The 26435-nt window shown below is 68.8% G+C and carries 24 protein-coding genes; 12 read left to right on the top strand and 12 right to left on the bottom strand.

Annotated features, from left to right (window positions below):
- Positions 1–91: 91 nt before the first annotated feature.
- Together ABH936_RS06575 and ABH936_RS06570 are read right to left on the bottom strand one after the other, a co-directional pair.
- Positions 92–1906, bottom strand: coding sequence for an MFS transporter (locus tag ABH936_RS06575; RefSeq protein WP_404602894.1), 1815 nt, complete (start codon positions 1904–1906; stop codon positions 92–94).
- An 82-nt stretch (positions 1907–1988) separates the two neighbouring features.
- Positions 1989–2702, bottom strand: a complete 714-nt coding sequence (locus tag ABH936_RS06570) for an LppX_LprAFG lipoprotein (protein ID WP_404602893.1) — start codon at positions 2700–2702, stop codon at positions 1989–1991.
- 121 nt (positions 2703–2823) lie between these two features.
- Here ABH936_RS06570 and ABH936_RS06565 point away from each other — a divergent pair, with 121 nt between their 5' ends.
- The gene (locus tag ABH936_RS06565) at positions 2824–3732 is read left to right on the top strand and encodes an alpha/beta fold hydrolase (RefSeq protein ID WP_404602892.1); all 909 of its coding nucleotides are present in this window, start codon (positions 2824–2826) and stop codon (positions 3730–3732) included.
- A gap of 75 nt (positions 3733–3807) precedes the next feature.
- Here ABH936_RS06565 and ABH936_RS06560 read toward each other — a convergent pair whose 3' ends face one another.
- Together ABH936_RS06560 and clpB are read right to left on the bottom strand one after the other, a co-directional pair.
- Complete coding sequence (locus ABH936_RS06560; protein ID WP_404602891.1) at positions 3808–4689, bottom strand: universal stress protein; 882 nt, start codon at positions 4687–4689, stop codon at positions 3808–3810.
- 175 nt (positions 4690–4864) lie between these two features.
- Positions 4865–7525: an ATP-dependent chaperone ClpB gene (clpB, locus tag ABH936_RS06555; protein WP_404602890.1), complete on the bottom strand. Its 2661-nt coding sequence runs from the start codon at positions 7523–7525 to the stop codon at positions 4865–4867.
- A gap of 271 nt (positions 7526–7796) precedes the next feature.
- Here clpB and ABH936_RS06550 point away from each other — a divergent pair, with 271 nt between their 5' ends.
- Entirely contained in the window at positions 7797–8141 is a 345-nt protein-coding gene (locus tag ABH936_RS06550; RefSeq protein ID WP_404602889.1) for a hypothetical protein, read from the top strand.
- Between the two features lie 152 nt (positions 8142–8293).
- Positions 8294–10132, top strand: coding sequence for an ABC transporter ATP-binding protein (locus tag ABH936_RS06545; RefSeq protein ID WP_062256170.1), 1839 nt, complete (start codon positions 8294–8296; stop codon positions 10130–10132).
- Between the two features lie 9 nt (positions 10133–10141).
- Here the strand turns inward: ABH936_RS06545 and ABH936_RS06540 are convergent, their stop codons facing one another.
- Complete coding sequence (locus ABH936_RS06540; protein ID WP_404602888.1) at positions 10142–11641, bottom strand: neutral zinc metallopeptidase; 1500 nt, start codon at positions 11639–11641, stop codon at positions 10142–10144.
- Between the two features lie 318 nt (positions 11642–11959).
- Between ABH936_RS06540 and ABH936_RS06535 the strand changes: the two genes are divergently transcribed.
- Both ABH936_RS06535 and ABH936_RS06530 read left to right on the top strand, forming a co-directional pair.
- Positions 11960–12196 carry a hypothetical protein gene (locus ABH936_RS06535; protein WP_040014825.1) on the top strand — a complete coding sequence of 79 codons (237 nt, stop codon included), beginning with the start codon at positions 11960–11962 and terminating at the stop codon, positions 12194–12196.
- A 134-nt stretch (positions 12197–12330) separates the two neighbouring features.
- Positions 12331–12636, top strand: a complete 306-nt coding sequence (locus ABH936_RS06530) for a hypothetical protein (protein WP_404602887.1) — start codon at positions 12331–12333, stop codon at positions 12634–12636.
- 130 nt (positions 12637–12766) lie between these two features.
- Here ABH936_RS06530 and ABH936_RS06525 read toward each other — a convergent pair whose 3' ends face one another.
- Positions 12767–13402, bottom strand: a complete 636-nt coding sequence (locus ABH936_RS06525; protein WP_404602886.1) for a DUF2382 domain-containing protein — start codon at positions 13400–13402, stop codon at positions 12767–12769.
- A 326-nt stretch (positions 13403–13728) separates the two neighbouring features.
- Between ABH936_RS06525 and ABH936_RS06520 the strand changes: the two genes are divergently transcribed.
- Positions 13729–14196, top strand: coding sequence for an SRPBCC domain-containing protein (locus ABH936_RS06520; protein ID WP_040014869.1), 468 nt, complete (start codon positions 13729–13731; stop codon positions 14194–14196).
- 230 nt (positions 14197–14426) lie between these two features.
- On the opposite strand, the gene ABH936_RS06515 is transcribed toward ABH936_RS06520, so the two are convergent.
- Positions 14427–14708 (bottom strand): hypothetical protein, encoded by a 282-nt coding sequence (locus ABH936_RS06515; RefSeq protein WP_006946280.1) that lies wholly within the window; start codon positions 14706–14708, stop codon positions 14427–14429.
- Positions 14709–14860: 152 nt separating this feature from the next.
- On the opposite strand from ABH936_RS06515, the gene ABH936_RS06510 reads away from it, so the two are divergent.
- On the top strand, positions 14861–15124 hold the full coding sequence (locus ABH936_RS06510; RefSeq protein ID WP_006946272.1) for a hypothetical protein: 264 nt from the start codon (positions 14861–14863) through the stop codon (positions 15122–15124).
- Positions 15125–15391: 267 nt separating this feature from the next.
- A complete protein-coding gene (locus ABH936_RS06505) occupies positions 15392–16231 on the top strand; it encodes an SGNH/GDSL hydrolase family protein (protein WP_040014827.1) in 840 nt (279 codons plus the stop codon).
- A gap of 19 nt (positions 16232–16250) precedes the next feature.
- On the opposite strand, the gene ABH936_RS06500 is transcribed toward ABH936_RS06505, so the two are convergent.
- Positions 16251–16979 (bottom strand): TetR/AcrR family transcriptional regulator, encoded by a 729-nt coding sequence (locus ABH936_RS06500; protein WP_404602885.1) that lies wholly within the window; start codon positions 16977–16979, stop codon positions 16251–16253.
- Between the two features lie 88 nt (positions 16980–17067).
- On the opposite strand from ABH936_RS06500, the gene ABH936_RS06495 reads away from it, so the two are divergent.
- Together ABH936_RS06495 and ABH936_RS06490 are read left to right on the top strand one after the other, a co-directional pair.
- Positions 17068–18081 carry a zinc-binding dehydrogenase gene (locus ABH936_RS06495; RefSeq protein WP_404602884.1) on the top strand — a complete coding sequence of 338 codons (1014 nt, stop codon included), beginning with the start codon at positions 17068–17070 and terminating at the stop codon, positions 18079–18081.
- A 66-nt stretch (positions 18082–18147) separates the two neighbouring features.
- Positions 18148–19914: an oleate hydratase gene (locus tag ABH936_RS06490; RefSeq protein WP_404602883.1), complete on the top strand. Its 1767-nt coding sequence runs from the start codon at positions 18148–18150 to the stop codon at positions 19912–19914.
- 148 nt (positions 19915–20062) lie between these two features.
- On the opposite strand, the gene ABH936_RS06485 is transcribed toward ABH936_RS06490, so the two are convergent.
- The 4 genes from ABH936_RS06485 to dnaK all read right to left on the bottom strand — a co-directional run bounded on the left by ABH936_RS06485 (position 20063) and on the right by dnaK (position 24401).
- Entirely contained in the window at positions 20063–20572 is a 510-nt protein-coding gene (locus ABH936_RS06485; RefSeq protein ID WP_083607377.1) for a heat shock protein transcriptional repressor HspR, read from the bottom strand.
- Positions 20569–21585 carry a DnaJ C-terminal domain-containing protein gene (locus ABH936_RS06480; RefSeq protein WP_074046458.1) on the bottom strand — a complete coding sequence of 339 codons (1017 nt, stop codon included), beginning with the start codon at positions 21583–21585 and terminating at the stop codon, positions 20569–20571. The genes ABH936_RS06485 and ABH936_RS06480 overlap by 4 nt, the downstream gene beginning before the upstream one ends.
- Positions 21586–21763: 178 nt before the next feature.
- A complete protein-coding gene (locus ABH936_RS06475; RefSeq protein ID WP_312294046.1) occupies positions 21764–22393 on the bottom strand; it encodes a nucleotide exchange factor GrpE in 630 nt (209 codons plus the stop codon).
- Positions 22394–22514: 121 nt separating this feature from the next.
- Positions 22515–24401 carry a molecular chaperone DnaK gene (gene dnaK, locus ABH936_RS06470; RefSeq protein ID WP_404602882.1) on the bottom strand — a complete coding sequence of 629 codons (1887 nt, stop codon included), beginning with the start codon at positions 24399–24401 and terminating at the stop codon, positions 22515–22517.
- A 367-nt stretch (positions 24402–24768) separates the two neighbouring features.
- Between dnaK and ABH936_RS06465 the strand changes: the two genes are divergently transcribed.
- A complete protein-coding gene (locus ABH936_RS06465; protein WP_404602881.1) occupies positions 24769–25782 on the top strand; it encodes an alpha/beta fold hydrolase in 1014 nt (337 codons plus the stop codon).
- Positions 25783–25898: 116 nt separating this feature from the next.
- Positions 25899–26345, top strand: a complete 447-nt coding sequence (locus tag ABH936_RS06460) for a M48 family metallopeptidase (protein ID WP_222121120.1) — start codon at positions 25899–25901, stop codon at positions 26343–26345.
- Positions 26346–26435 lie beyond the last annotated feature (90 nt).

The following is a 26435-nucleotide window of genomic DNA, read 5'->3' as shown; positions in this document are numbered from 1 at the left end:
GATGGCGGGCCGGGCATGCAGGCCGCCGAGGTCAACGTCGACGCCCAGCGGTCGAGGCCACCGTCATCGGCCCTGTCGGCGCCGCGGCCGTTCAGCTCTCGACGCGGCGTGAACCGATGACCCGGCGCCCCAGGAAGAAGAACGCCAGCACCGCCGCGACGAGCGCCGCGATTCCTGCGCCGACGAACACGGTGTGCACCTGCACGACGCCCGCGTCGCGAACGGTCTGCTCGCTCGTATGAGCGGCCTTCTGCATCTCGACGCTGAACTGGTGCAGGCCGATCGCCGTCAGCAGTGCGAGGCCGACGACCATGCCCATCATGCGGCCGACGACGACGAGTGCCGACGTCACGCCGTGCGCGTCGTCGGGCGAGTCGGCGAGCGCCGCGTCGTTGACGGGCGCGATGGCGAGGCCGATGCCGAGGCCCGCGACGGCGAGCACGAGCGTCGAGATGACGACGCCGCCGAGCGTGTCGCGCCCCCACGTACTCATCGCGAGGATCGCGGCCCCGGCCATGATGAGACCGGGAGCGGCGACGAGGGCCGGCCCCACGCGGCGCAGCAGGAACCCGCCGAGGAACGCCCCGATGGGCACGGCGACGAGAAAGCGCAGCAGGACGAACGCGGCCGCCGTCTGCGAGTCCGTCAGCGTCAGTCGCGCGAGGACCGGGATCTCGACGACGATCGCGACGAGCGCCGTGCCGACGAGGAACGACACCAGTAGCGCGACAGGCACCCGACCCGCCAGGACGCCGCGTTCGATGAGCGGTCGCCGCGCCGTGCGATGACGGATGACGTACCCGACGAGCAGCACCGCCGCCACCGGCAGCAGCACGTATCCGGCGGGGCTGAGCACCTCCTTCGAGGTGTCGGCCGCGGCGAACGCCCACACGATGCAGGCGAGCGCGCCCGTCAGCAGCACGGCGCCGGGCAGGTCGACGGCGCGTAGCCGCGGCCACCAGATCCGTGCTGTCAGCGCGATGCCCAGCACGAGGACGCCGAGGCCACGCAATGCGATGGGCGTCGCCATGCGCGAGGTGTAGCCGTCGTACGGGACGAACGGCAGGCCGTAGTCGACGTCGGAGGTCAGCCGCTCCGGCGCCCACAGCGCGAGCAGGACGATGAGGGTGCCGACGAGCAACGCCAGCCACCCCAACCATCCGACGATGCGGGCCACGCGCCCGGGGCCTGACGACGCGGCAGCGACGCGGTGCGCGCCGTCGCCAGCCGCGGATGTCGACGCGCCGCGTCCGCCCACCAGCTCAACGTCATCACCCACTTCGGGCACCTGCGCGCTCGTCCATCGCCCCAACACACCGATCATGACGGCGAGCACGACGGCCGCTGCAGCGTTGACCCAGAAGATCGCCCGCCACGACCACACGGCGAGGATCGCGGCGCCGAGCAGTGGGCCGAGCACCGACCCCACTTCCTGCACCGCCGACACCATCCCGAGCGCCATGCCCCGTCGCCCGCGCGGCAGCAGATCCGCGACAAGGGCCAGCGTCGCGGGCACGAGCCCACCGCCACCGATGCCCTGAATGACGCGCCCGCCGACGATGACGGGCAGGTCGACGGCGAGCGCCGTCACGACGCTGCCGAGGCCGAACAGCACGAGGCACCACAGCAACACGCGTTGGCGCGAGACGAGGTCGGACAGCCGTCCGATGAGCGGCAGCACAGCGATGTAACCGAGCAGGAAGCCCGACACGATCGGCGTCGCCCGCTGCAGTTCGTCGATGCCGAGGCCGACGCCCGCCATCATGTCTTGCAGCGCGAGGACGACGACGTACGTGTCGGCCGCCGTCAGCAGCACGGCGAGTGCCGCCGTCACGAGCAGCGCCTTCGAACGGGTGGCGATCGCCGGAACGTCGGCGTCGGGCGCGGTGGCAGCGGTGAGCGTCATGGGTCGTCGAGGTCTCTCGCGTCGGGGGTCAGTCGGCGGCCGGGTGCGTCACGAGCAGGGCTGCATCACCGGCAGGCGGCGATCACGGCTGCTTGATCTCGACCTTCTGGTCGTACTTGGAGATGTCGATCGTGTACGTCGCGTCGGCCGAGTCGAAGAACGGGCCCGTGATGATCATGGTGCGCACCTCGTCGGAGTCGGTGAGGCCGACCTCGACGGTGTAGTCGCCGCGCGTCTTGCCGAAACCCATCGCTTTCGCGGCGCTCGGGCCGTCGAGCGTGCCCTTGTACGTCGTCACCTTCTCGCCGCCGACGAGCTTCTCGCCCGAACGCTTCATGTCCTTGCTCATGAGCGGCATCGCCGGGATGCCACTCGTCGCGTTGAAAAGCGACGTCGGGGACGGCACACCGAGCGACTTGAGGTTCACCGTCAGGTACTTGGGCGAGAAGCTCGGCCTCACCCAGTTCTTCTCGCCGATGCTGATGATGCCGGCCTTGATCTCGTTGCCCTGCGTGCTCGCCGTCACGTCACCCTTGAAAGCGGCGGGCGAGTTGACGACGTCGCCCTCCCCCGCCTTGAGCGCCGGTTCGTCCTTCGGCGCGGCCGAGCACGTCACCTTCGTGTGGTACCCGGACGTCTTGCCGAGCTTGTCCTGCGCGGCCTTGAGACGCTTCGTCACGTCCTCGCCGCTGGAGGCGTTCGAATCGGACTTCTTCGCCGACGAGCACGCCGTCAGGGCGACGCTCGTGAGCGCTGCCGTCATGACGCTGCGGCGCGTGGGCATGTGGGAGGTCATGAGCTCACCTGTCCGTCGGGGGTCGTGAGCGGATGCTCACCTGTCGTTGTGACGCAGCCTATGCAATGCAGGTTCCGAAACGGGGCGGTTCACCGTCTCCGGGTGTGTTTGAGTGGGTCGCGTGAACCACGAATTCGCCCGCACCACCGTCACCGCCGCCGACGGCGCGCGCCTCGCCGTCTTCACCGCCGAACCGGCCGATCTCGCGCCCGACGCGCCGACCGTCGTCATGTCCCACGGCTGGACACTGAGCCACCGCTCGTGGGAACCCGTTGCGCAGCGTCTGCTCGATCGCGGCGGCGTGCGAGTCGTGCTGTGGGATCAGCGCGGGCACGGCGACTCGACGTTCGCCGGCGGCCGCATGCGCCCCGGCGACGAGACCGTGCGCGCGCTCGGCGAGGACCTCGCGAGCGTCGTCGCCGAGACGGCACCGGAGGGATCACCGGTCATCGTCGCGGGTCACTCGATGGGCGGGATGACGGTGATGGCGTTCGCCGGGCTGCACCCTGAGCTCTTGGGTGAAAAGGTCGTCGGCGCGGTGCTCGTCTCGACGTCGTCAGGGCAGTTGCGCGGCTTCACCGTCCCCGGCGAGAAGTGGATCGTCAAGGCGCTCAAGCACGTTCCGCTCCGCCCGGGCCGTCTCGTCACCCTCGCCTCACAGCGCCGCGGCGGCTTCGGCATCGACCCGCGCGACGAAGACGTCCGGGCCGCGCGCGACCAGATCGCCGCCACGCGCATCTCGACGAGCGGCGCGTTCTACACCGCGCTCATGGCGCACGACGAGCTCGCCGCGCTGGCCGCGCTGAGCAAGGTGCCCGTGCGCATCCTCGTCGGCTCGCGTGATCTGCTGACGCCGAAGCGCCACTCCATGGCTCTCGCCGAGGCCATGCCCGACGCTCACCTCGACATCGTGGACGGCCGGGGCCACATGCTGACGTACGAGGAGCCCGACCTCGTCACCGACGCCATCGGCGACGTCATCACGCAGGCCGGCGCGAACGATCAGGGCTCTGACGTCACGTCCGCGTGACGCCGGGGCCATCGTGCGCCTGCCGCGGCCGCGCTCAGGCGTCCCGCTCGAGACGCCTGTGCGCGAGGTGGCGGCTCAGGCGTCGCGTCGCGGGACGACGATCATCGGCACAGGCAGCGACGAGAGCATGCGCGTCGCGGCGGAGCCGAGGAAGGTGCGTCGGTTCTGCGCGAGCCGGGACGAGCCGACGCACAGCGCCGTGCGCTCGTCCCAATCGATCTTCTTGACGGCCTGCTTGAGCGAGCGGCCCTGACCGACGACGGTCGTGACCTCCGCGCGGTCACCGACGCGCTTGGCTGCGTCGGCGAGCACGCGCTCGGCCTCGTCGAAGCCGTCGACGTGGAACTGCTTGTCCTGCTTGAGCGAGACGAGCGAGATGAGCTGCAGCGGCAGGCCGACGCGCTTGATCGCGTCTGCGGCCTCGATGGCGACCTGGTGCGCGCCGGGGCGCGGGCCGATGGCGGCGGACAGCGACGAGAGCGAGTCGAACTTCACCTTGCGGTAGTTGCGCGGCGCCATGGCGATCGGGACCGGGCTCGAGTGCAACAGGCCGCCGACGATGGCGTTCGCTGCGACGGGCTGACCCGCGCCCGAACCGGCACCGATGACGATGGCCTGCGAGCCGAGCTGCTCGGCTGCGGCGAGGATGCCCTGCGTGATCGACTCGCCGTAGACGACGTGCGTCTCGACCTCGATGCCCTCGCCGACCGACTTCGCGGCCGTCTTCAGCCAGCCGGCCGCCTCACGCCCGACCTCCTGCTCGAAGGTGCGGTCGCCCGCGGTGACGGTGAAACCGTTCGTCTGCTGGAAGACGACGTACACGATGTCGAGCTTCGCCTCGAAGGTGCGCGCGAGCACGGCGCCGAGCTTGAGGGCGTCCTCGGAACGCTTGTCCCCACCCCAGGCCACGAGGTAGCGCGTGCCAGGAGTCGTCACTGCGGGTGTGTTCTCTGTCATACGTCAAATCTACCTGCCCCGATGCCGTGCCATCAGCGCCGCGATACGAATGTGATCGAAAATCGCAAGGGTGGACGGGAATCGCAGAGGGGACGCGCGAAACGGGCCGGACACCGTGATCGGTGTCCGGCCCGTTTCAGTGTGCGGCACGCTGCTCAGGCAGCTGTCGTGACGATCAGCTCTCGACGCCCGCGTCGGGCTCGATCCTCTCCGACACGATGCGCAGACCCGTCACCGGAGGCTCGACGCCCTCCGGTGCCGTGACGCCCTCCGGCAGCTTCAGCGCCGCGCCACGTTCGACGTCGATCGTCACCTTCTCGCCGTCGAGCACCTCGCCGGCGAGGAGCGCACGAGCCAGACGGTCGCCGATCTCCTTCTGCACGAGGCGACGCAGCGGACGCGCACCGTACGCGGGGTCGTACCCCGTCTCGGCGAGCCACTCGCGGGCGGCCGGCGTCACCTCGAGGGTGATGCGGCGGTCGGCGAGCCGCTTGCTCAGCGACGCGACCTGCAGCTCGACGATGTGCGACAGCTCGTCCTGCGTCAGCGGGTCGAAGATGACGACCTCGTCGAGACGGTTGAGGAACTCGGGCTTGAACTGCGCGCGCACCGCACCCATGACGGCGTCACGCTTGGCGTCCGGCGCCATCGTCGGATCGACGAGGAACTGGCTGCCCAGGTTCGACGTCATGACGAGGATGACGTTGCGGAAGTCGACCGTGCGGCCCTGACCATCCGTCAGGCGCCCGTCGTCGAGCACCTGCAGGAGGATGTCGAACGTCTCCGGGTGCGCCTTCTCGACCTCGTCGAGCAGCACGACCGAGTACGGGCGACGGCGCACGGCCTCGGTCAGCTGACCGCCCTCTTCGTACCCGACGTAGCCGGGGGGCGAACCGATGAGGCGCGCGACGGCGTGACGCTCGGAGTACTCCGACATGTCGATGCGCACCATGGCGCGCTCGTCGTCGAAGAGGAAGTCGGCGAGCGACTTCGCGAGCTCCGTCTTGCCCACACCCGTCGGGCCGAGGAACAGGAACGAACCGGTCGGACGATCGGGGTCGGCGATGCCGGAGCGCGAACGGCGCACGGCGTCACTGACAGCCTGGACCGCGGCCTTCTGACCGATGAGGCGCTCGCCGAGGAAGTCCTCCATGCGCAGCAGCTTCTCGGTCTCGCCCTCGAGCAGACGCCCGGCGGGGATGCCGGTCCAGCTGGCGATGACCTCGGCGATGTCGTCGGCCGTCACCTCGTCGGAGACCATCGGCGCCTCGCCGCCGGCCTTCGAGGACGTCGCCTCGGCTGCCTGCGCCTCGTCGAGCTGCTTCTCAAGAGCCGGGATGTCGCCGTAGAGCAACTTCGAGGCGTTGCCGTAGTCACCTTCGCGCTGCAGCTTCTCGGCCTGCGTGCGCAGGTCGTCGATCTGGGCCTTGAGATCACCGACCTTGTTGAGGCTGGCCTTCTCAGCCTCCCAACGCGCCGTCAGCGCGGCGAGCTGCTCCTCGGTGTCGGCGCGGTCGGCCCGCAGCTTCGCGAGTCGGTCGCGCGAGGCCGGGTCGGTCTCGCTCTCGAGGTGCAGTTCTTCCATGTTCATGCGGTCGACGCTGCGGCGCAGCTGGTCGATCTCGACGGGGCTCGAGTCGATCTCCATGCGCAGACGCGACGCGGCCTCGTCGATGAGATCGATCGCCTTGTCGGGCAGCTGTCGGCTCGTGATGTAGCGGTCACTCAACGTCGCAGCGGCGACGAGCGCCTGGTCGGCGATGGCGACCTTGTGGTGCGCCTCGTAGCGCTCCTTGAGGCCGCGCAGGATCGCGATCGTGTCCTCGACGCTCGGCTCACCGACGAACACCTGCTGGAAACGACGCTCGAGCGCCGGGTCCTTCTCGATGTTCTCGCGGTACTCGTCGAGCGTCGTCGCGCCGACGAGACGCAGCTCGCCGCGCGCGAGCATCGGCTTGAGCATGTTGCCGGCGTCCATCGACGAGTCGCCGCCGGCACCCGCGCCGACGACGGTGTGGATCTCGTCGATGAACGTGACGATCTCCCCGTCGGAGTTCTTGATCTCCTCGAGGACGGCCTTGAGGCGCTCCTCGAACTCGCCGCGGTACTTCGCACCGGCGACCATCGCACCGAGGTCGAGGGAGATGAGGCGCTTGTCGCGCAGGCTCTCCGGCACGTCCCCGGCGACGATGCGCTGCGCGAGACCCTCGACGACGGCCGTCTTGCCGACGCCGGGCTCACCGATGAGAACGGGGTTGTTCTTCGTGCGGCGGCTCAGCACCTGTACGACGCGACGGATCTCGCTGTCGCGGCCGATGACGGGGTCGAGCTTGCCCTCACGGGCGAGGGCCGTCAGGTCGGTGCCGAACTTCTCCAGCGCCTCGAACGTGCCCTCGGGCTCGGCGGAGGTGACCTTGCGGCCACCGCGCGTCGCGGGGATCGCCTGCTCGATCGCCTCCGCGTTCAGCGTGGAGAACTTGCCCGTGCGAGCGAGCGCGAGCAGCAGGTGGTCGGTCGAGGTGAACGCATCCCCCATGGCGCTCATGTCGCTGCGCGCCTTCTCGAGCACGTTGAGCAGCTCACGGCTCATGCCGGGCTGGCCCACGCTTGCACCCGAGCTGCTAGGAAATGTGCGCAGGTCGGCCTCGGCCTGCGCGATGACGGCCTGCGGAGTGGTGCCTGTCGCCTCGAGCAGCGGCCCGGTGGTCGTGTCGGTCTGTTCCGCGAGCGCCTTGAGGAGGTGCGCGGGCTCGATCGAGGGGTTGCCGGCCGACTGCGCGGCCGTCACGGCGGCCGAGAGGGCCTCCTGCGCCTTCGTGGTCAGTTGAAGATCCACTGCTGACTCCTTGTCGTTGAACGTCTTTTTGCTGCAATGCACGACGTTCGCTGACGGCCCGGTGGCTCGACAGCGACCGCACCTTCAGTATGGCTGGTCGCGCATCTTCCTGTCAGGCACAACCGCAACAAAGTTGCGCGTATTCCACTCAACTCACGGGTACACACGAAGCTCATGAGTGTGTCCACACGGACGGCCCTCGTTTGATGACGGCGACCTCGAATGCACAACTGAGTGTGCTCAAAAAACGTTTCATCGCCTGGGGATCCACATGACCACACCCATCTCACGCCGTTCCGTCGCCCGCGGGGCCGCCGGGAGCATCCCCGCCGTCACCGTTGCGGGCGCTGCCCCCGTGATGGCGGCATCCACCTGTGGCGCCCCCACACCTCGTGTCAGCGGCGGCGTCATCTACGACACGGGTACGACGTGCCGCAACTTCACCACCGGCCCTTCGGGTCGCTTCATCACGAACTACTCGAACGTCGACGCCCCGCCCTGGTGCGGTGTGGCGCAGGGCGGACTCAGCTACGTGCAGGACGTCACCGTCACGCTGTCCGACGGCACGACGCTGCCGTACCAGGTCAAGTCGCTCGACGCATCGAACAAGTGTTGACGACACCGCTGCGACGCCGAACGCACCGGCCGCTCCGACACCGCGGGCTGCACCTTCTTTCTCCGGGGCGGCCCGCGTCGTCGTGTCGGCCACCGGAAACCGCGTCGCCGCGAGATTTCGGGGTTGTCGGCGCCGGGTGGCACGCTTCATCCGTGCGAAGCATCGGCAAGATCCTGTCCTCTACCCGCGCGCTGTGGCCGTCGTACCTCGCGATCGTCGTCAGCTCGGTTCTCATCACGGCGACGTCGCTCGTCATGCCGTTCATCATCTCGGGTGCGACGGACGAGGTGGTCTCCGTCGTCAAGACGGGCGCGAACCCGTCGGGGCACGTCACGACCATCATGTGGTTCGCGGTGGCCCTGCTCGTGGCCGACCTCGCGAACACGGCGATCAGCAACATCGGCGGGTACATCGGCGACGTGACGGCGGTGCGGCTGCGCCGCATCCTGTCGACGCGCTACTTCGAGAAGCTGCTGACGCTGCCGCAGAGCTACTTCGACCGTGAGCTGACGGGCAGGATCATCAACCGCCTCTCGCGGAACATCTCGGAGACGACACAGTTCCTCAACTCGTTCGCGAACAACTTCCTGCCGATGCTGCTGACGACGTTCGCGGTGCTCGTCATCTCCGCCATCTACTCGTGGCCGCTCGCGCTGCTGCTGCTCATCGTCTTCCCCGTCTTCATGTACCTGACGACGCTGACGAGCAAGAAGTGGCAGGTGCTCGAGGGCGAGAAGAACAGCCAGTTCGACATCGCCGGCGGACGTTTTGCCGAGGTCGTCGGGCAGATCCGCGTCGTCAAGAGCTTCGGTCAGGAGCGCCGCGAGCTCACGTCGTTCGACGAGCGGTACGCGAGCACCGTCGCGACGACGCGCGAGCAGTCGCGCTACTGGCACCTCATGGATGGCGCGCGACGCGGCGCCCTCAACGTCATCTTCTTCGGCGTCTACTCGATCATCTTCGTGCAGACCGTCGAGGGGCACTTCTCCATCGGTGACATGGTGCTGCTCATCCAACTCGTCAACATGGCGCGTCAGCCCGTCATGATGATGAGCTACCTCATTGACTCGGGCCAGCGGGCCGTCGCCGGCAGCCGCGACTACTTCCGCGTCCTCGAAGAACGACCAGAGCGGGAGGGCCTCGACCTGCTCGGCGACGCCGACACCGCGCCGGGTGCGACGATCGACGCCGCGCGGGCGCGCGCCGCCGCATGCACCGGGTCCGTCATCGAGTTCGATCACGCCTCGTTCGGCTACGACGCCGACCGGGACGTGCTGAAGGACATCACGCTGGCCGTCGAACGGGGTGAACATGTCGCGTTCGTCGGCGAGTCCGGCGGCGGCAAGACGACGCTCATCAGCCTCCTGCTCGGGCTGTACACGGTGCATGACGGGCACCTGCGCGTCTTCGGCCGTGACACCGCCGAGACGCCGCTCGACGAGCTGCGCAGCGACTTCGGCGTCGTGTTCCAGGACGCGTCGCTGTTCAGCGGCACGATTCGCGAGAACATCGCCTACGGCCACCCCGAGGCCACCGACGAGGAGATCCGGGCCGTGGCCGAACGCGCCAACGCCGACGTGTTCATCCGCCAGTTCCCCGACGGCTACGACACGACGATCGGCGAACGCGGCCTCAAGCTGTCCGGCGGCCAGAAGCAGCGCATCGCCGTGGCGCGAGCGATGCTCAAGGACGCGCCGATCCTCATCCTCGACGAGGCGACGAGCGCGCTCGACACCAAGTCGGAGCGACTCGTGCAGGCCGGCCTCGACGAGCTCATGGAGGGCCGCACGTCCCTCATCATCGCCCACCGCCTGTCGACGATCAGCGCCGTCGACCGCATCGTCACCCTGCGCGACGGACGCATCGACGAGGTCGGCCCGCCCGCTGAGCTCGCCACCTCCGGCGGCATCTACGCCGAGTTGCTCGCCCTGCAGGCGTCGGGGTCGAAGCGCGACAAGAAGCGCCTCAAGGCCTACGACATCGCCGGGTGAGCACCGCCGTCAGGACACCTTGGCGCCGGCGCAGCCCTTCGGCCCGTCGAGCGCACCCTTGCGGTAGGCGCGGATGAGGTCGAAACCGTCGGAGCCACCGACCATGAGCAGTGCCTGGATGGCTTCGTCGAGGTCGCCAGGCGACATCGTGAACGAGCTGGTCTGCGGACGGTTGTGCAGGATGACGTCGGCGGAGTAGGCACCCGCGTAGCAGACGCCGCGATCGGCGGCGTCGTCGCCGAGCGGCTTGCCCGAGCGGCTCAGGGCCGCCTTGCCGTACTGCGCGGCCAGGAGCACGATTGGGCCGAAGTCGCCTGTCTCCCGGTAGATCTCACGCGTGACGTCGTCGTTCCACCCGATCGAGTCGTCGCTCGGGCAGTAGTACGCGACGGCGTCCGTCACCGTCTCGTCGCCGCACGTGGCCGGCTTCCTCGTCGCGAACGGCGTCAGCTTGCCCATCGGCTTCCACTGCTGACCGTTCGTCACCTGGGGGTAGGTGTGCTCCCAGTAGTCGTCGAGGTCGTAGGCGCCGCTCTGCATCGCCGACTCGTACGGCAGGTTCCCGCCGCTCGCAGCGTCCGTGTAGCTCGTGAACGGCAGCTCGGTGACGACGGGCTCCTCGCTCGTGTACGCCTTGCACGCCTTCAGGCCGTCGTCGTAGCCCGTCTGGAAGGAGTTGACGCGGTCGAAGCCGTTGCCGTGCGCCTGTTCGGAGCGCGGGTCCTCACCCACCGGGTCCTTCACCGCGAGGATCGCGGCGGCGGCCTGCGTCGGCGTCTCCGACGAGGCGGCGACGACCTTGTCGTCGATCGCGTGATGGAGCCAGGCGCCGGCGAAGCAGTCGGCCTGCAGCTCCTGCACGACGGGTTTGCCGCGGTAGCCGAAACGGTGCTGCACCGCGTGCCCGAACTCGTGCGCCATGATGACCTGCGGCGCGATGTCGCCGTAGGCGCTGCGCATGTCGGTGAGCAGGCCCGTCGAATCCCAGGCGATCGCCCCGTCCTCGTAGCAGTAGTAGGCATTTCCGGTGACGTCACCGCAGACCGACGGTGAACGGCGTCCCGCCTTGGTGTCGACGGAGTAGTAGGCCTTGATGGGTGTGAACGCCGAGCCGTAGACCGCTGGCAGCTGCCGACCCCAGTAGCGTTCGAGGTCCGCGACGGCGGCCGTCGCGAGCTTCGCGGCGTCGCTGCGCCGGTCGCCTCGCACGACGACCTTCGACACATCGATGGGCTGGCTCGAGGTGGACGCCTGCGATCCGGGGGTGCTCGCGGACGGCGACGACGCGGCGCCGGTGTGTCCCGAGGTGGTGGCCGAGGCGGGCGCCGAGGTGGGCGCCGAGGAGCCACCGGTCGTGGCGCTCGTGCACCCCGTCACGGCAAGCGCGGCCGCGACGGTGACGACCGTGCCCCGCATGATGCGGCCGCGCGCGGCTGCGCTTCGCCGTGACGCCGCGTCGGTGCCCGGCAGATCGGCGCGTATGGTCGCGCGTCGTGATGTCATCCCCATGGAGCCACCCTCCTGTGTCCGGCGCGCCTCTCGCGCGCGTCGGCAGCCACCCGATGGCCGGCCGATGCGTCGAGGTTAGCGCGGGGCGGAGAGCCTCCGCGACAGGATCGGATGCGCGTGTGGAGGGTGCTCACCAGCGCCGCCTCGCCCCTGAGCGGCCTCAGAGAACACTCTGGACGGCCGGTCAATTTCCTCTGATGACCCCGCCGCACCGTCGTCCCAGGCACCGCGTGGAGCATCCCCGCCGTCACGATCGCCGCGGCGAGCCCGTCCGGCACAGCCTCGAACACCGCACGCAGCCCTGAGAGCAGGGCGACCATGGATCTCGCCTTCGCCGACCTGCCGACGAAGCAGGGCTCGCTGACGGTCAACTTCTACCAGTTGGTCCTGAGCGCCAATGGATTCGAGGGCGAATCCTGGCTCAACCTGCGCAACGACAGCGACGTCCCCCTGCGCTTCGCGGCCGACCACCCCCTGGCGCCGCGCGTCGACGTCGTCGGGCGCACCGGACCCAAGGACACCGAGCGGGCGGGGACCTGGCCGTCCACCTCGTAGCACACCATCACGCGCGGTGGCTTCGACAAGACGACGGGAACCCTCACCTACACCTGGACGTTCGTCGGCACTGTCCCGCTTGTGGCAAGGGCGACAACGAGGCGGACTTCTGATTCCACTGACAGGACGGCTTCATGTTCAGGGGCCGCATCACGAACGAGATCCGCATCACCCCGTTGATGCCCAACACGCCCCTGCCGCCCACCCTCGAGCCCATCGCCCTCACGTCCGGGCAGGGCGCTGCGTGCCAGAACTACTACGACGCCAAGGTCGCGGAGTACAACCGATTGGCCCGCACCATTGCCTCATACGCGGACGGTTCTAGGAACAGCGGCAGCTCCGATCGTCATCGCGACCAGAGCGTCGCGCTCGGGCAGACGGTCGCCTCCAGCGTCATCGGCGACTTCCGCCCGGCGGGTGCCGTCGACGGTATCTACTGACGGCTCGGCTCGGCCGGAACGTCAGGAGGGCGGTACCCGATCGGGTACCGCCCTCCTGACGCTGCACTGGGCGCCCACGGAGGCGCTGCTCAGCAGCTTGCCCGGCACGTCATCGCGTGGGGGAAGGTCGTCACGCGCGCGCCGAACCGCCCTCACCACGTGGGTCGCGCACGTCGTCGACCTCGTCGACCTCGTCGACCTCGACGACCTCGCGCTGCACCGGCTCGGTGACGGTGACGTTCTCCTTCGTCGCACTGATGCCGAGGTGCAGCCGTTCGACGGCGTAGATCCGCGTCGAGAGCACGGGGCGCTCCTCGTGCAGCACGATGACGCCGTCCTCGTCGCGCCGGTCGGCGTCACGCGTGTGCGTGCCCTCTGCGGCTTCGACGTCGTACACCTCACCCTCGGCATGCGTGTGCTCGCCCAGCGCCGAACCGCCGTCGAGGTTCTCGATGCGCGGCTGCCACGTCGAGGCGGGGACGTCGACGGCTTCCTCGCTGCCGTCGTCGTACACGCGCACGACATCGACGACCTCGCGGCGCACGGGGACGGTGATCGTCACCTCTTCGACGACGACACGCTTGCGCACCTCGACGCGCCCGGCCTCGGCGCGCTCGACACCCGCGACGAGACGCTCCTCGTGCAGGACGACGCCCGCTTCGTCGGCGCCCACGCCATCGCGACGCATTCCGGCAGCCTGTTGACGCGTGTCCTGCTCGTAGGCCTCGGCGTCGAAGGGACGCTCGTCAGGGCGGTTCTTCGTCATCTGCAGACTCCTTCGTGGGGTGAGCGCGGCACCCCGCTGCGCCCGTGATCGGTTGGGGGCCATGGCGGCCCCGTTCGACGATCACGCTACCCGAGCGCCCGTCACGGCGCGATGCTCTCTCGGGGTGAGCCAGGCGCTCACCGGGAGGGCGCGGCTGCCGTCCAGGTGCACGCGCCACGTGCGTGATTCGACAACGGCGCCCGATGGCCCTCAGCCTGCCGCCGCCCCTTCGCCGCGAGCGCGCCCGCCCACACACGTCGCCCGCATCGACGCCGAAACGCCCTGGACGCCTTGCGAAGACGCGCGCCGTGAGCCAAGGTGAAGACATGACTGACGAGAAAAAGATCATCGTGACCCGCACCATCGAGGCCCCGGCGCAGGACATCTTCAACGTCCTCACCAACCCGGCCGAGCACGTCAAGCTCGACGGCTCGGGCTTCATCCGCAGCGTCGACCACGGAGACCGCATCCAGAAGGTCGGCCAGGTGTTCACCATGAACATGGTCGGTGAGCACATGGGGGGCGAATACCAGACCGACAACCACGTCACCGGGTACGCCGATGACAAGCTCGTCGCGTGGCAGACGGCGCCCGCCGGCACCGAGCCCAAGGGCTGGGAGTGGATGTACGAGCTCGAGGCCCACGGCCCGAAGGAGACCGCCGTAACCCTGACGTACGACTGGAGCAAGGTCACCGACAAGGAACTGCTCAAGAAGGTGCACTTCCCCCTCGTCGAGAAGCACGCCCTCGAGGAGTCGCTCGCGAAGCTCGAAGAGCGCGCCACGTCGAACTGACGCCCGTTCATCGGTGAGGCCCCATTCCCGCGCGGGAATGGGGCCTCACCGATGCTGGGAGCAACTAGTCCGATGTGCCGGTCGACGGCGGCAACGCGTCGGTGAGGTCGCGCAGTCACCACCCGGCGCGTCTCTTGGCCCGTCAGCACGCCCGACGGCGTTTAGCTCAACGCGTCAGCACGACCGGCGGCGCGACGTGCGTCGCGTCAGCTCTTCCGACGCCGCGTCGCTCAGCGCGTCGGCAGCTGCGCGGGGTTGGGGTCGAGCCAGCCGTCATGCTCCTTGGCGAGCGCGTCGAAACGCTCGGTGAGGGCCTGCGCGACGGCCGAGGCAGGATCGTCGACGGTGTCCTGCTTGACGTAGACGCCCCACTCGTGATCCTCGTCGTCCTCCTCACCCGCCAGCGCCTCACGCACGACGCGCACGTCGGTGAAGTCACCCGATTCGAGCAGGTCGTCCGCGATCTCCTCGGCGACATCACGCTCGGGAAACAACATGAGGTACTCGGTCATGGGCACTACTGTGCCAAGGAAACCTGGGGATTGTCATCGTCGCCGCGCCCACGCGAGGCGGTAGATTGGCGACTCGAGTGGGGCGGCTCGAGTCAGACGACTCCAGTCGAGCGGCTCGAGTCAAGCGCGTGGATCGAATGTGAGGAATCGTCATGGTGTGGGCCCTCGTCGTCGCCGTCGTCCTGCTCCTGCTCATCGGGTGGAGCAACCTGACGCTGCAGAAGCAGGTGCGTCACCTGCAGGAGGAGATCACCGATCTGCGTGCGGGCCAGGATCTGTCCGAGCGCGTCAGCTACCTCGTGCACAAGGGTCGCGAGATCGAGGCCATCGCGATGTATCGCAGCGCGACGGGCCTCGGCCTGCTCGAGAGCAAGAACGCCGTCGAAGTCATCGCCAAGAACAACCCCCAGCTCTGACGTGCCACTGGCGCCCCTGCCGCCGGCGTCAGAGCGCGTCAAGCCGCGTCAGGTCACTCTTCTCGTGGCCCGCTCCTCACCTGCGATCTACGTCCACATTCGCGATTCTTGCTCATATCGACGAATGTGGACGGGAATCGCAGAGGGTCACGGCGTCTCGTCGATAGCTGCTCGTCCACCTGAGTTCACCCAGGCTTCATGCCCCGGATCAGCCACGGCCAGCCGGACGCCGACATCGGGCCACGCGAACGACCTACCGTCAGCCCGATGAAGGGACGTTATGTAGCGGTCGGAGACTCGTTCACCGAGGGCGTCGGTGACGCGAACCTCATGTACCCCAACGGCGTGCGCGGGTGGGCCGATCGTATGGCCCGCCAGATGGGGCGCGTGGACGCGACGTGGGAGTACGCGAACTTCGCCATCCGCAGCAAGCGTCTCGACGAGATCGTCGACGAGCAGTTCGACGCCGCCCTCGCGCTCGAACCGACGCTCATCTCGTTCTACGCCGGCGGCAACGACATCCTCGCCGTCCGCTCCGACATGCCCGCCATCATGGAGCGTTACGAGGCCGCGCTGCAGCGCCTCGTCGGATCGGGCGCGGAGGTGCTGCTGTTCACGACGTTCGACGTGAAGATCTCGACGGCGCTCGAGCCGCTGCGGCGGCGCATCGTCTTCTACAACGACGCCGTGCGCGAACTGGCCCGCCAGTACGGCTGCCTGCTCGTCGATCACACCCAGTTTCGCGAGTTCGACGACCCGCGCATGTGGGCGTTCGACCGCATCCACATGAGCCGGCTCGGGCACAAGCACCTCGCCGCCTACGTGCTCGCCGAACTCGGCATCCCCCACACGCTCAAACTGCCGGAGCTGCCTCCGTTCGAGGCGCCGCACTGGCGCGAGAGCATCCGCACCGAGAGCCGATGGCTCGCCACCGAGGTGATCCCTCTCTTCCGGCGCCGCATCAACGGCGTCCGTGAGGGCGACACGCTCCCCCCGAAGTGGCCCGAACCGATCCGCCCCGCGGACGGCATGAAGCGACTGGCCCGTGCGCGCGCGGGCGACGCCGTCGAGGTCAGGGCACGCGCAGGTGAACGCCACGCCGGCTGAGCGCCCGCGTTACGGGCGATCAGACGCCCGCGCCGCGCACCGCGACGTCGACGAGATCCCCGAGGCGGCGCGCCACGGATTCGACCTCGGCGCGCCCGGTACGCGTGCGGTTCAGCTCGAGCACCCCACCGGAGACGATGAGGCCCGCGGCGACGACGCTGCGCTCCGCGTCACCCCCCGCTGCGACGAGCAGCCCCGCGATGGCGTCCTCGAGACCGGCGACCAGCGCGACGACCTTCTCGCGATACGGTCCGGGCGCACCGAACAGCACCTCCCGTCCGACGACCATCGCGTTCTCGGGGTAGTCACGGGCCTGCTGCGCGAACGGTTCGAGCAGACGCAGGACGTGCTCGCGCACCCCACCGTCACCGGCGTCGTCGGGCAGGTGATCGTCGACGAGATCACGCCACTCGTGTTCGACGACCATCATGAGCAGTTCCGCCTTCGTCGGGGCGTACTGAAACACGGTGCCGGCGGCGACGTTGGCGCGCTTGGCCACCTCGGCCGTCGTCATGCGCTCGTACCCCACCTCACCGAGCAGGCTCTCGGCAGCCGCGAGGATGCGGGCCTGCTTGTCAGCCTTGTTGCGTGCGCGACGACCCTGCTGGTCCGCGCCGCTCACGACGGGACGTCGGCGGGTCACGACCGTGGCGTCAGGCGTACCCGGTGTGGGGGCCGGCCTCGTCGGGGCCGTCGAACCGGCCGACGGTGCCGCGGAGGCGGCCGTGGCGCTGAGGGGAAGCGACATGGATCGAAACATTACCCGGGCCGAAAGGCCCTGGCGGCGCCACAAAAAATGAGTACAGTCAAAAATATCCGGAAACGAAGGAGACACCATGGACACCATGAAGGCCGCACGCCTCGACGTCACGCACCACACCCTGAACGTCGAGGAGGTACCCGTCCCGACGCCAGGGCCGGGCCAAGCCGTCATCGAGGTGAAGGCGGCGGGCGTCTGCCTGTCGGACGTGCACCTGCTCGAAGGGCTCATCGCGCCGCAGTTCCTCGACAGCGAGAAGGTGACGCTCGGTCACGAGGTCGCGGGCGTCGTCACCGCCCTCGGTGACGGCGTGCCGGCACTGCCCGGCATCGAGGTGGGCAGCCGCGTCCTGCTGCAGGCCGGCCACCGCCTCCCGAACGGCCGCATCCTGACGCGCGGCGTCGACTACGACGGCGGGTACGCCGAATACGCCCTCGCGCAGGCCGAGACGCTCGTCCCGATCCCCGACGACCTCCCGTTCGAGCAGGCCGCCATCATCCCCGACGCCGTCTCGACGCCGTGGGCAGCCATCCAGACGAGCGGGCGCGTGCGCGCCGGCGAGGCCGTCGGCGTCTGGGGCCTCGGCGGGCTGGGCATTCACGCCGTGCAGTTGCTGCGTCTCATCGGCGCCTCCCCCATCGTCGCGATCGACCCGCTCGAGGCCGCGCGCGAACGGGCGCTCGCCGTCGGCGCCGACGTGGCGTGCGCCCCTGAAGACGCGGAGGACGCCATCCGCCAGCTCTCGCCCCGCGGTCTCGACGTCGCCTTCGACTTCGCGGGCGTGGCCCCCGTGCGGGCCCAGGCGATGGCCTCCCTCGCGCCGCAGGGACGTCTCGTCATCGTCGGCCTCGCCGGGCGGCCCATCGAGATTCCGTCCGACACCGCATTCGCCTACAAGCAGCTGACGCTGCGCGGCCACTACGGCAGCGAGGGAACGGACGTCCACCAGCTCGTCGCGTTGACCCGCACGAAGCGGCTCGACCTGTCGGCGTCGATCAGCGGGGTCTTCCCGCTCGAGGAAGCGCCCGAGGTGCTCGAGCGGCTCGCGCGCAAGGACGGCAACCCGATCCGTTTCATCCTGCAGCCCTGACGGCGCACGTCCGCTCATCCATCGTCCGGCGCGATGATCTCGCGCACCCGACCTCGAGGAGGTCCCATGTACTACAGCAGTGGAAACTACGAAGCCTTCGCCCGTCCCCGCCCGCCGAAGGACGCCGCGAGCAAGCACGCCTGGATCGTCGGCAGCGGCCTCGCGGGCCTCGCGGCGGCCGTCTTCATGATCCGTGACGCCGCCGTCCCCGGCGAGAACATCACGATCCTCGAGAAGGGCTCCCTCGCCGGTGGCGCCCTCGACGGGATCGAGGAGCCCGAGAAGGGGTTCGTCATCCGCGGTGGACGCGAGATGGAGAACCACTTCGAGTGCCTGTGGGATTGCTTCCGCACGATCCCCAGCCTCGAGGTCGAGGGCGCGTCCGTGCTCGACGAGTTCTACTGGCTCAACAAGGACGACCCGAACTACTCGCTGCAGCGCGCCACCGTCGAACGCGGCCAGGACGCGCACACCGACGGGTTGTTCACGCTGAACAAGAAGGCGCAGAAGGACCTCGTCAAGGTGTTCCTCGCGACGCGCGAGGAGATGGAGAACAAGCGCATCGACGAGGTGTTCGGCCGCGACTTCCTCGACAGCAACTTCTGGCTCTACTGGCGCACGATGTTCGCGTTCGAGGAATGGCACAGCGCACTCGAGATGAAGCTGTACCTGCACCGCTTCATCCACCACATCGGCGGACTGCCGGACTTCTCGGCGCTCAAGTTCACCAAGTACAACCAGTACGAGTCGCTCGTGCTGCCGATGACGAAGTGGCTGAGCGAGCAGGGCGTGCGTTTCCAGTACGACACGGAGGTGACGGACGTCGAGTTCGACCTGACGGCGTCGGCCAAGCGCGCGACCCGCATCGAGTGGACCCGCACCGGTGAGCACGCCGGTGACACGGGCGTCAACCTCGGGGACGACGATTACGTCCTGCTGACGATCGGCTCGCTCGTCGACAACTCCGACGAGGGCGACCACCACACCGCCGCGACGCTGAACCGCGGCCCTGCGTCGGCGTGGGACCTGTGGAAGAAGATCGCGCGCAAGGATCCGTCGTTCGGGCGCCCCGAGGTGTTCTGCAGCTCCATCGACGAGACGAAGTGGGAGTCGGCGACCGTCACGACGCTCGATGAGCGCATCCCCGAGTACATCCGGCGCATCGCCAAGCGCGACCCCTTCAGCGGACGGGTCGTGACGGGCGGCATCGTCACCGTCAAGGATTCGAGCTGGCTCATGAGCTGGACGGTGAACCGCCAGCCGCACTTCAAGAAGCAGCCGAAGGACCAGATCGTCGTGTGGGTCTACAGCCTGTTCGTCGACACGCCCGGCGACTACGTCAAGAAGCCGATGAGCGAGTGCACCGGCGAGGAGATCACCGCCGAGTGGCTCTACCACCTCGGCGTGCCCGAGGCTGACATTCCCGAACTCGCCGCGACGGGCGCGAAGTGCGTACCGGTCATGATGCCGTACGTGACGTCGTTCTTCATGCCCCGCAAGGCCGGTGACCGCCCTGACGTCGTGCCGGAGGGCGCGGAGAACTTCGCCTTCATCGGCCAGTTCGCCGAGACCAGCCGCGACTGCATCTTCACGACCGAGTACTCGGTGCGCACCGGCATGGAAGCCACCTACCAGTTGTTCCGCGTCGAGCGCGGTGTGCCCGAGGTGTTCAACTCGACCTACGACGTGCGGACGCTGCTCGATGCCTCGGCGCGCCTCAAGGACGGCGAGAAGACCGAGCTGCCCGGCCCCGCCGTACTGCGCCGCAAGATCGCGAAGGGGCTCGACTCCACCGAGATCGGCGTGCTGCTGCGCGAGCACGGCATCCTGTGACGGCAACCTGACGCCCGCATCGCGCGCCGAGGCCCTCATCCCGAGTCGGGGATGAGGGCCTCGGCCATGCAGGTGTCGTACGACGACGGTGTGGCGCTGCGTCGCGCCGCCGCTGAAGGGTGCGACGTGTGTCGTGACGAGCTCGGGCTCAGCGGGTGCTGTACGGCACGAGCGAACGCCCGATCGAGCGCGGGCGCGGTCGTTCGCCGGGCCGCAGCGCGACGATGCCGTCGCGTCCGGCCGCGAAGACGCGCGTGTGAGAGCGCGATTCGAGTGCGTCCCGGTACTGCGCGTTCTGTTCGCTCAGCTCCTCGATCCGCGCCCGCAGCGCCGTGACCTGGTGCTCGAGCTCCATGATGCGTTGGATGCCGGCGAGCGAGACTCCCTCCGACGACAGCTCCTGCACCCGACGCAGCTGCGCGATGTTGCGCATCGAGTAGCGGCGACCGCCGCCACCCGTGCGTTCGGGGGTGACGAGCCCCAGACGGTCGTACTGGCGCAGCGTCTGGGCGTGCATCCCGGCGAGTTCGGCGGCGACGGAGATGACGTACACCGGCTTCGCCGGATCGTCGAGGCCGTGCAGCCGCTCGTCACCGACGCGTCCGTTGTGGTCGTCGACGATCTCGCCGAGCCGCCGTTCGACCCGTGACGGCGTCACGACGCGGCCCGACGCGCCTTCGCGAGCAGCTCTTCGCGCGGGTCGGCTTCGCCCGCGGCGAGGGTCTCGACGGCCTGACGCTGCTCGTCGGTGAGCTCCTTCGGCACGACGACGTGAACCTTCGCGATGAGGTCGCCGGTCGCCTTCTTCGTCTTCACGCCACGGCCCTTGACGCGCAGGCTGCGGCCCGAGGGCGTGCCGGGCGCGACGCGGACCTTGACACTCTTGCCGTCGAAGGTGGGCACCTGCACCGTGGCGCCGAGGGTGGCCTCGGCGAACGTCACGGGCAGCTCGACGGTGAGGTTGTCACCGTCGCGGCCGAAGACCGGGTCGGTGCCGACGCTGACGTGCAGGATCATGTCGCCGTTCGGGCCACCGCCGAAGCCGGGACGGCCCTTGCCGCGCAACCGGATCTTCTGCCCGTCCTTCACCCCGGCCGGAATGCGCGCGGTGAAGCTCTGACCATCGGCGTCGCTGATGCGCACCTCGCTGCCCTCGACGGCCTGACGGAACGTGATCGACGCGCGCGCCTCGACGTCCTCGCCTCTCTGGGCGGCGCGCTGACGGGAGCCGCCGCCGAAGCCGGAGCTGAACCCACCGCCCCCGAAGCCTCCGCCGGCGCCACCGAACTGGGCGAGCAGATCTTCGAGGTTGATGCCCTGCTGGCCACCCGCCCCACTCGAATAGGTGCGGTAACCGCTGCCGCCGCCCCCGCCGAACATCGACGAGAAAACGTCCTCGGCGCCGCCGGCACCGCCGCTGAAGCGGGCGCCGCCTCGCGCCATCTGACGCACGGCGTCGTACTCCTGACGCTGCTGCGGATCGGAGAGCACCTGGTTGGCCTCGCCGATCTCCTTGAACTTCTGCTCGGCGGAGGTGTCACCGGGGTTCTTGTCCGGGTGGTACTTGCGGGCCAGCTTGCGGTAGGCCTTCTTGATGTCCTCCTCGCTCGCGTCCTGCGCGACACCGAGGGTGGCGTAAAAGTCTTTTTCGAACCAGTCCTGACTGGCCATGCGCACCTCCTTCGTGGTTTCACGCCCGCCGGCCTCGGACCGGGCGTGCATCGCGTGCGCGTGCGAATGGGGTTTTCAGTTGTGTGTCGGCGGCGCCCGGTGGGGGCGCCGCCGCGACGTCAGCGAAGCAGGTTGCCCCGCGGCACGAAGCGACTCGGCTCGGCCGCGGCGCGCTCGATCAGCCTGCGACCGAGACGCGGGCGGGACGCACGACGCGCTCGCCCACCTTGTAGCCCGGCTGCAGCACCTGCACGACGAAGGTTCCGTCGACGCCCTCGGGCGCCTCGGCCTCGACGTGCATGAGCGCCTCGTGGACGCTGGGATCGAACGCCTCGTCGACCGCGCCGAAGCGTGCCACACCGAAGCGGTTGAGCGTCGATTCGATCTTGTCGGCGATCTTGCTCATCGGGCCCTCGGTGAGGTCGCCGTGCTGGCGCGCGAGCTCGATGTCGTCGAGCACCGGGATGAGGGATTCGACGACCGAGCCGATCGTCGTCTCCTTCTCACGAGCCCGGTCGCGCTCGACGCGGTTGCGGTAGTTGACGTACTCGGCCTGGATGCGCTGCAGGTCGGACAGGCGCTCCGCAGCGAGCTTCGTGTCCGGGTGCTCGGCGACCGCGTCGTCAGCGCTCGTCGCGTCGGGGCCGTCCTGCGTGGCGGCCTCGTCGGAACGCGTCTGCAGGTTCTCGGGCTGCTCTCCGCCGGGCAGGTCGGAACCCACACCGCCGGCGAACGAGTTGTCGGTCTCGCCCTGCGTCGCACCGTCGGCGTTGTCGGGCGTGGCGCCGCTCGTGTTCTGGTCCGTCATGACGGACTCCTTCCTGCCACCTCCTGGTGGCGAAGCGGCCGGTGGGCTCCCCGTGGGCAGCCCACCGGCCGTACTCGTGTCAGGCGCCGACCGGGGTGCGCGTGGCACCCCGGTCAGGCACTCACTTGGAGGTGTCGTCGTCGTCCTCGACGACCTCGGCGTCGACGACGTCGTCGCCACCCTGCTTCTGCTCGCCTGCAGCGCCCTCGGCACCGGCCGCACCCGCGGCGTCGCCGTTCTCGGCCTGCGCGGCGTACATCGCGGCGCCCATCTTCTGGCTGGCCTCAGACAGCGCCGTGGCCTTCGCGTTGATGTCCTCCGGCGTCGCGGACGACTCCGGCTTCAGGGCCTCCTTGAGCTCGGCGAGGGCGCTCTCGGTGGCCGACTTCTCGTCAGCGGGCACCTTGTCGCCGTTCTCCTCGAGGAACTTCTCCGTCGAGTAGACGAGAGCCTCGCCCGTGTTGCGGGCCTCGGCCTCCTCGCGACGCTTCGCGTCCTCGGCGGCGTGCTCCTCGGCCTCGCGGACCATGCGCTCGATGTCCTCCTTCGGCAGCGCGGAGCCACCGGAGATCGTCATCGACTGCTCCTTGTTCGTGCCACGGTCCTTCGCGGAGACGTGCACGATGCCGTTGGCGTCGATGTCGAACGTCACCTCGATCTGCGGCACGCCACGCGGCGCGGGAGCGATGCCCGTGAGCTCGAAGTTGCCGAGAGCCTTGTTGGCCTTGGCGATCTCGCGCTCACCCTGGAACACCTGGATGTCGACGGACGGCTGGTTGTCCTCAGCCGTCGAGAACACCTCGGTGCGCTTGGTCGGGATGGCCGTGTTGCGCTCGATGAGCTTGGTGAAAAGCCCACCCTTCGTCTCGATGCCGAGGCTCAGCGGCGTGACGTCGATGAGCAGCACGTCCTTGCGCTCACCCTTGAGCACACCGGCCTGCAGCGCGGCGCCGACGGCGACGACCTCGTCCGGGTTGACGCCCTTGTTCGGCGCCTTGCCACCGCACAACTGCTTGACGAGCTCGACGACGGCCGGCATGCGGGTCGAGCCACCGACGAGGACGACGTGGTCGATGTCGGAGATCTTGACGCCCGCGTCCTTGATGACGTTCTCGAACGGCTTCTTCGAGCGCTCGAGCAGGTCCTTCGTCATCTGCTCGAACTGAGCACGCGTGATCGTCTCGTCGACGTGGATCGGGCCGTTCTCGCCCATCGACAGGTACTGGAGGGAGATGTTCGTCGAGGTCGAGCTCGACAGCTCCTTCTTCGCCTGCTCCGCGGCGTCACGCAGACGCTGCATGGCGATCTTGTCCTTGCTCAGGTCGACGCCAGACTCGCTCTTCACCTTGTTGATGAGGTGCTCGACGATGCGGTTGTCCCAGTCGTCGCCACCGAGCTTGTTGTCACCGGAGGTGGCGCGCACCTGGATGGTGGAGAAGCCGTCCTCCGCGTCCTTGCCCACCTCGAGCAGGGAGACATCGAATGTACCGCCACCGAGGTCGAAGACGAGGATGAGCTCGTCCTCCTTGCCCTTGTCGAGGCCGTAGGCGAGGGCCGCGGCGGTGGGCTCGTTGACGATGCGCAGGACGTTGAGGCCCGCGATCTCGCCGGCCTCCTTCGTGGCCTGACGCTCGGCGTCGTCGAAGTAGGCGGGAACCGTGATGACGGCGTCCGTGACCTCTTCGCCGAGGTAGGCCTCGGAGTCACGCTTGAGCTTCATGAGAATACGGGCCGAGATCTCCTGCGGCGTGTACTTCTTGCCGTCGATCTCCGTCGTCCAGTCCGTGCCCATGTGGCGCTTGACGGAACGGATGGTGCGATCGACGTTCGTGACCGCCTGGCGCTTCGCGATCTCGCCGACGAGGATCTCGCCGTTCTTCGTGAACGCGACGACGGATGGGGTGGTGCGACCGCCCTCGGCGTTCGCGATGATCTTGGGCTCGTTGCCTTCGAGAACGGCGACGGCCGAGTTGGTGGTACCGAGGTCAATACCGACTGCGCGACCCATGGTGGGATCTCCTTCGTTCGAGGAAACGACGATCTGTGCGCGCGCCCTGCAGGCGTGGCCCACACCGTCAGATTGACTGATGATGACTCAACTCTGTTTCGCCGTGAGTGTCAACCCTCGGCTCACCAAAGTTGCTGTTACTTGACTCAACTTGTTTGATCCGCACTTCATTCCCCGTCGCAGAAGTTTTCTCCGGGCCCCGTCTCGTCAGCCTTGGACGAGCCTCGCCCGTCGCGCGGACGCCGCCACTACCCCTGGGTAGGATCGCGGGATAGACAGGGCGAGCGCGTGTGGGTTCGCCGGCGCTGCGGGACGATGGAGAGCGACGATGCGGACAGAGCCCGAGCAACACGCGACGAGCGGAAACGTGACGGTCTCGCGCGTGCAGCACGGCCCCTCCCAAGCGCGCGTCACCTCGATCAGCGGCCCCCGCGGTCGCGACTTCGTCCTCGTCGCCGGCATCGGAGTGGCCTCCGACTATTACGTTCGCCTCGCCCTCGATCTCAATCAGGTCGGCACCGTCCACGCCATCGACCTTCCCGGGTTCGGCGGTGTTCCGCACGGCAAGCAAGCGCCCGGGATCGAAGGATTCGCGGATCTCGTCGAGGCCGCGATCACCCAGCTCGACCTGGACGACCCGGTTCTCGTCGGGCATTCCATGGGCTCACAGGTCGTCACCGAGGTCGCGGCGCGACGCTCGGAACTCAGCACCATCGTCCTCATCGGCCCCGTCGTGAACTCTGCCGAGAGCAGCATCCCGCGCCAGGCGTGGCGCCTCGCGCAGTGCGCCGGGCGCGAACCCTTCGCGATCACCGTGCACGTCCTCATCTCCTACGTGCTCTGCGGGCCGTGGTGGTTCTTCAAGGTGCTGCCGAAGATGATGCACTACCCGATCGAAGAGCGGCTCCCGCACGTGCGCGCGCACACCCTGATCCTGCGTGGGCAGCACGACGCGACCAGCCCGCGTTCCTGGGCACGGCACCTGTGCGACATCACGCCGCACGCACGCGCCTGGGAGATCCCGAGCGCCGCGCACTCCGTCATGTACGCGCACGCCGGCGCCGTGGCCGCCTTGACCGTCGAGCACATGCAGCACCCCGAAGCCGCGCACGACGACCCTCGCGATCGACAGATCGACCAGCGCACGAACCCCGATGAGCGCCGCTCGCTCGTGCGCTTCCTCTCGCGACTGCGTGGCGGTGCGACGACGCTGCGCGGGATGGTCACCGGCGACGATGCGCTCGTCGCCCGCGGCAGCCGCCGCTCCCTCGCCGGATACGACGGCCCGCACGACTCGCCCGACGTCGATGCCGTACCCCTCGACGCCGCGGAGGACGCGGAGGACGAGTCGACGTCCGAAGCGGCACGCACGACGGACTGACGAACCCCGCGGTGTGCTGCCACCACTCGTCGGAGCGCGGTTCGGAGGCGAGGTGATCGGGAACAGCGGCGCCGCAGCGATGGTTGACGCGGACACCGCGACGCACAGGAGCAGCCATGAGCGACGAGACCTTCGAGCCCACCACGCCGATGAAGGCGCACGAGCCGGCGGCCACGCCGACGATGGAGCAGATGCTCGGCGCGGCGACCAGCCCGTCAGGCCTGCACACGATCACCGACCCGAGCGGCGACCCCTACGAGACCCTGCGCACGGCCAAGGAGCTGTTCGACGCGCGCAAGTACACCGAGGCGGCGCGTCTCATCAAGGGCATGACCGGCACGCCGGAGGGCGCGTCGCGTGATGCTCGCGAACTGCTCGCCCGCAGCTACTACCACTCGGCGCAGCTGACGAAGGCCACCGTCGCGGCCCGTGAACTGCTCGACGTCGACCCGACGAACGTCGACGCCGCCGTGCTGCTGGCCCGCTCGCTCGAGCGTGCGGGCAAGAAGGACGAGGCCGCCCCGGTGCGACGCCTGGCTCGGTCGCTCGGCGCCGACATCTGACGCACGTCGGAGGGCAGCATCTGGTCTGTGAGGGCACGGAAGAACGCTCCCGTCGACGTCAGATGCTGCCGCTCCGACGGTGCGCGGCAC

This window comes from Dermacoccus sp. GAS27A (genome assembly GCF_044909235.1).
Lineage (GTDB): Bacteria > Actinomycetota > Actinomycetes > Actinomycetales > Dermatophilaceae > Dermacoccus > Dermacoccus nishinomiyaensis.
The sequence above is the reverse complement of the archived record's forward strand: the minus strand, read 5'-3'. Positions and strand labels throughout refer to the sequence as shown.

What these genes read in the sequence shown, in the direction of transcription:
- ABH936_RS06480 (WP_074046458.1), bottom strand. Translation starts at nt 21,585, where the DNA reads ATGGCCAGTCAGGACTGGTTCGAAAAAGACTTTTACGCCACCCTCGGT.
- ABH936_RS06520 (WP_040014869.1), top strand. Translation starts at nt 13,729, where the DNA reads ATGACTGACGAGAAAAAGATCATCGTGACCCGCACCATCGAGGCCCCG.
- ABH936_RS06475 (WP_312294046.1), bottom strand. Translation starts at nt 22,393, where the DNA reads ATGACGGACCAGAACACGAGCGGCGCCACGCCCGACAACGCCGACGGT.
- ABH936_RS06525 (WP_404602886.1), bottom strand. Translation starts at nt 13,402, where the DNA reads ATGACGAAGAACCGCCCTGACGAGCGTCCCTTCGACGCCGAGGCCTAC.
- ABH936_RS06490 (WP_404602883.1), top strand. Translation starts at nt 18,148, where the DNA reads ATGTACTACAGCAGTGGAAACTACGAAGCCTTCGCCCGTCCCCGCCCG.
- ABH936_RS06505 (WP_040014827.1), top strand. Translation starts at nt 15,392, where the DNA reads ATGAAGGGACGTTATGTAGCGGTCGGAGACTCGTTCACCGAGGGCGTC.
- ABH936_RS06560 (WP_404602891.1), bottom strand. Translation starts at nt 4,689, where the DNA reads ATGACAGAGAACACACCCGCAGTGACGACTCCTGGCACGCGCTACCTC.
- ABH936_RS06550 (WP_404602889.1), top strand. Translation starts at nt 7,797, where the DNA reads ATGACCACACCCATCTCACGCCGTTCCGTCGCCCGCGGGGCCGCCGGG.
- ABH936_RS06575 (WP_404602894.1), bottom strand. Translation starts at nt 1,906, where the DNA reads ATGACGCTCACCGCTGCCACCGCGCCCGACGCCGACGTTCCGGCGATC.
- ABH936_RS06495 (WP_404602884.1), top strand. Translation starts at nt 17,068, where the DNA reads ATGGACACCATGAAGGCCGCACGCCTCGACGTCACGCACCACACCCTG.
- ABH936_RS06510 (WP_006946272.1), top strand. Translation starts at nt 14,861, where the DNA reads ATGGTGTGGGCCCTCGTCGTCGCCGTCGTCCTGCTCCTGCTCATCGGG.
- ABH936_RS06530 (WP_404602887.1), top strand. Translation starts at nt 12,331, where the DNA reads ATGTTCAGGGGCCGCATCACGAACGAGATCCGCATCACCCCGTTGATG.
- ABH936_RS06535 (WP_040014825.1), top strand. Translation starts at nt 11,960, where the DNA reads ATGGATCTCGCCTTCGCCGACCTGCCGACGAAGCAGGGCTCGCTGACG.
- ABH936_RS06515 (WP_006946280.1), bottom strand. Translation starts at nt 14,708, where the DNA reads ATGACCGAGTACCTCATGTTGTTTCCCGAGCGTGATGTCGCCGAGGAG.
- ABH936_RS06570 (WP_404602893.1), bottom strand. Translation starts at nt 2,702, where the DNA reads ATGACCTCCCACATGCCCACGCGCCGCAGCGTCATGACGGCAGCGCTC.
- ABH936_RS06500 (WP_404602885.1), bottom strand. Translation starts at nt 16,979, where the DNA reads ATGTCGCTTCCCCTCAGCGCCACGGCCGCCTCCGCGGCACCGTCGGCC.
- ABH936_RS06540 (WP_404602888.1), bottom strand. Translation starts at nt 11,641, where the DNA reads ATGGGGATGACATCACGACGCGCGACCATACGCGCCGATCTGCCGGGC.
- ABH936_RS06460 (WP_222121120.1), top strand. Translation starts at nt 25,899, where the DNA reads ATGAGCGACGAGACCTTCGAGCCCACCACGCCGATGAAGGCGCACGAG.
- dnaK (WP_404602882.1), bottom strand. Translation starts at nt 24,401, where the DNA reads ATGGGTCGCGCAGTCGGTATTGACCTCGGTACCACCAACTCGGCCGTC.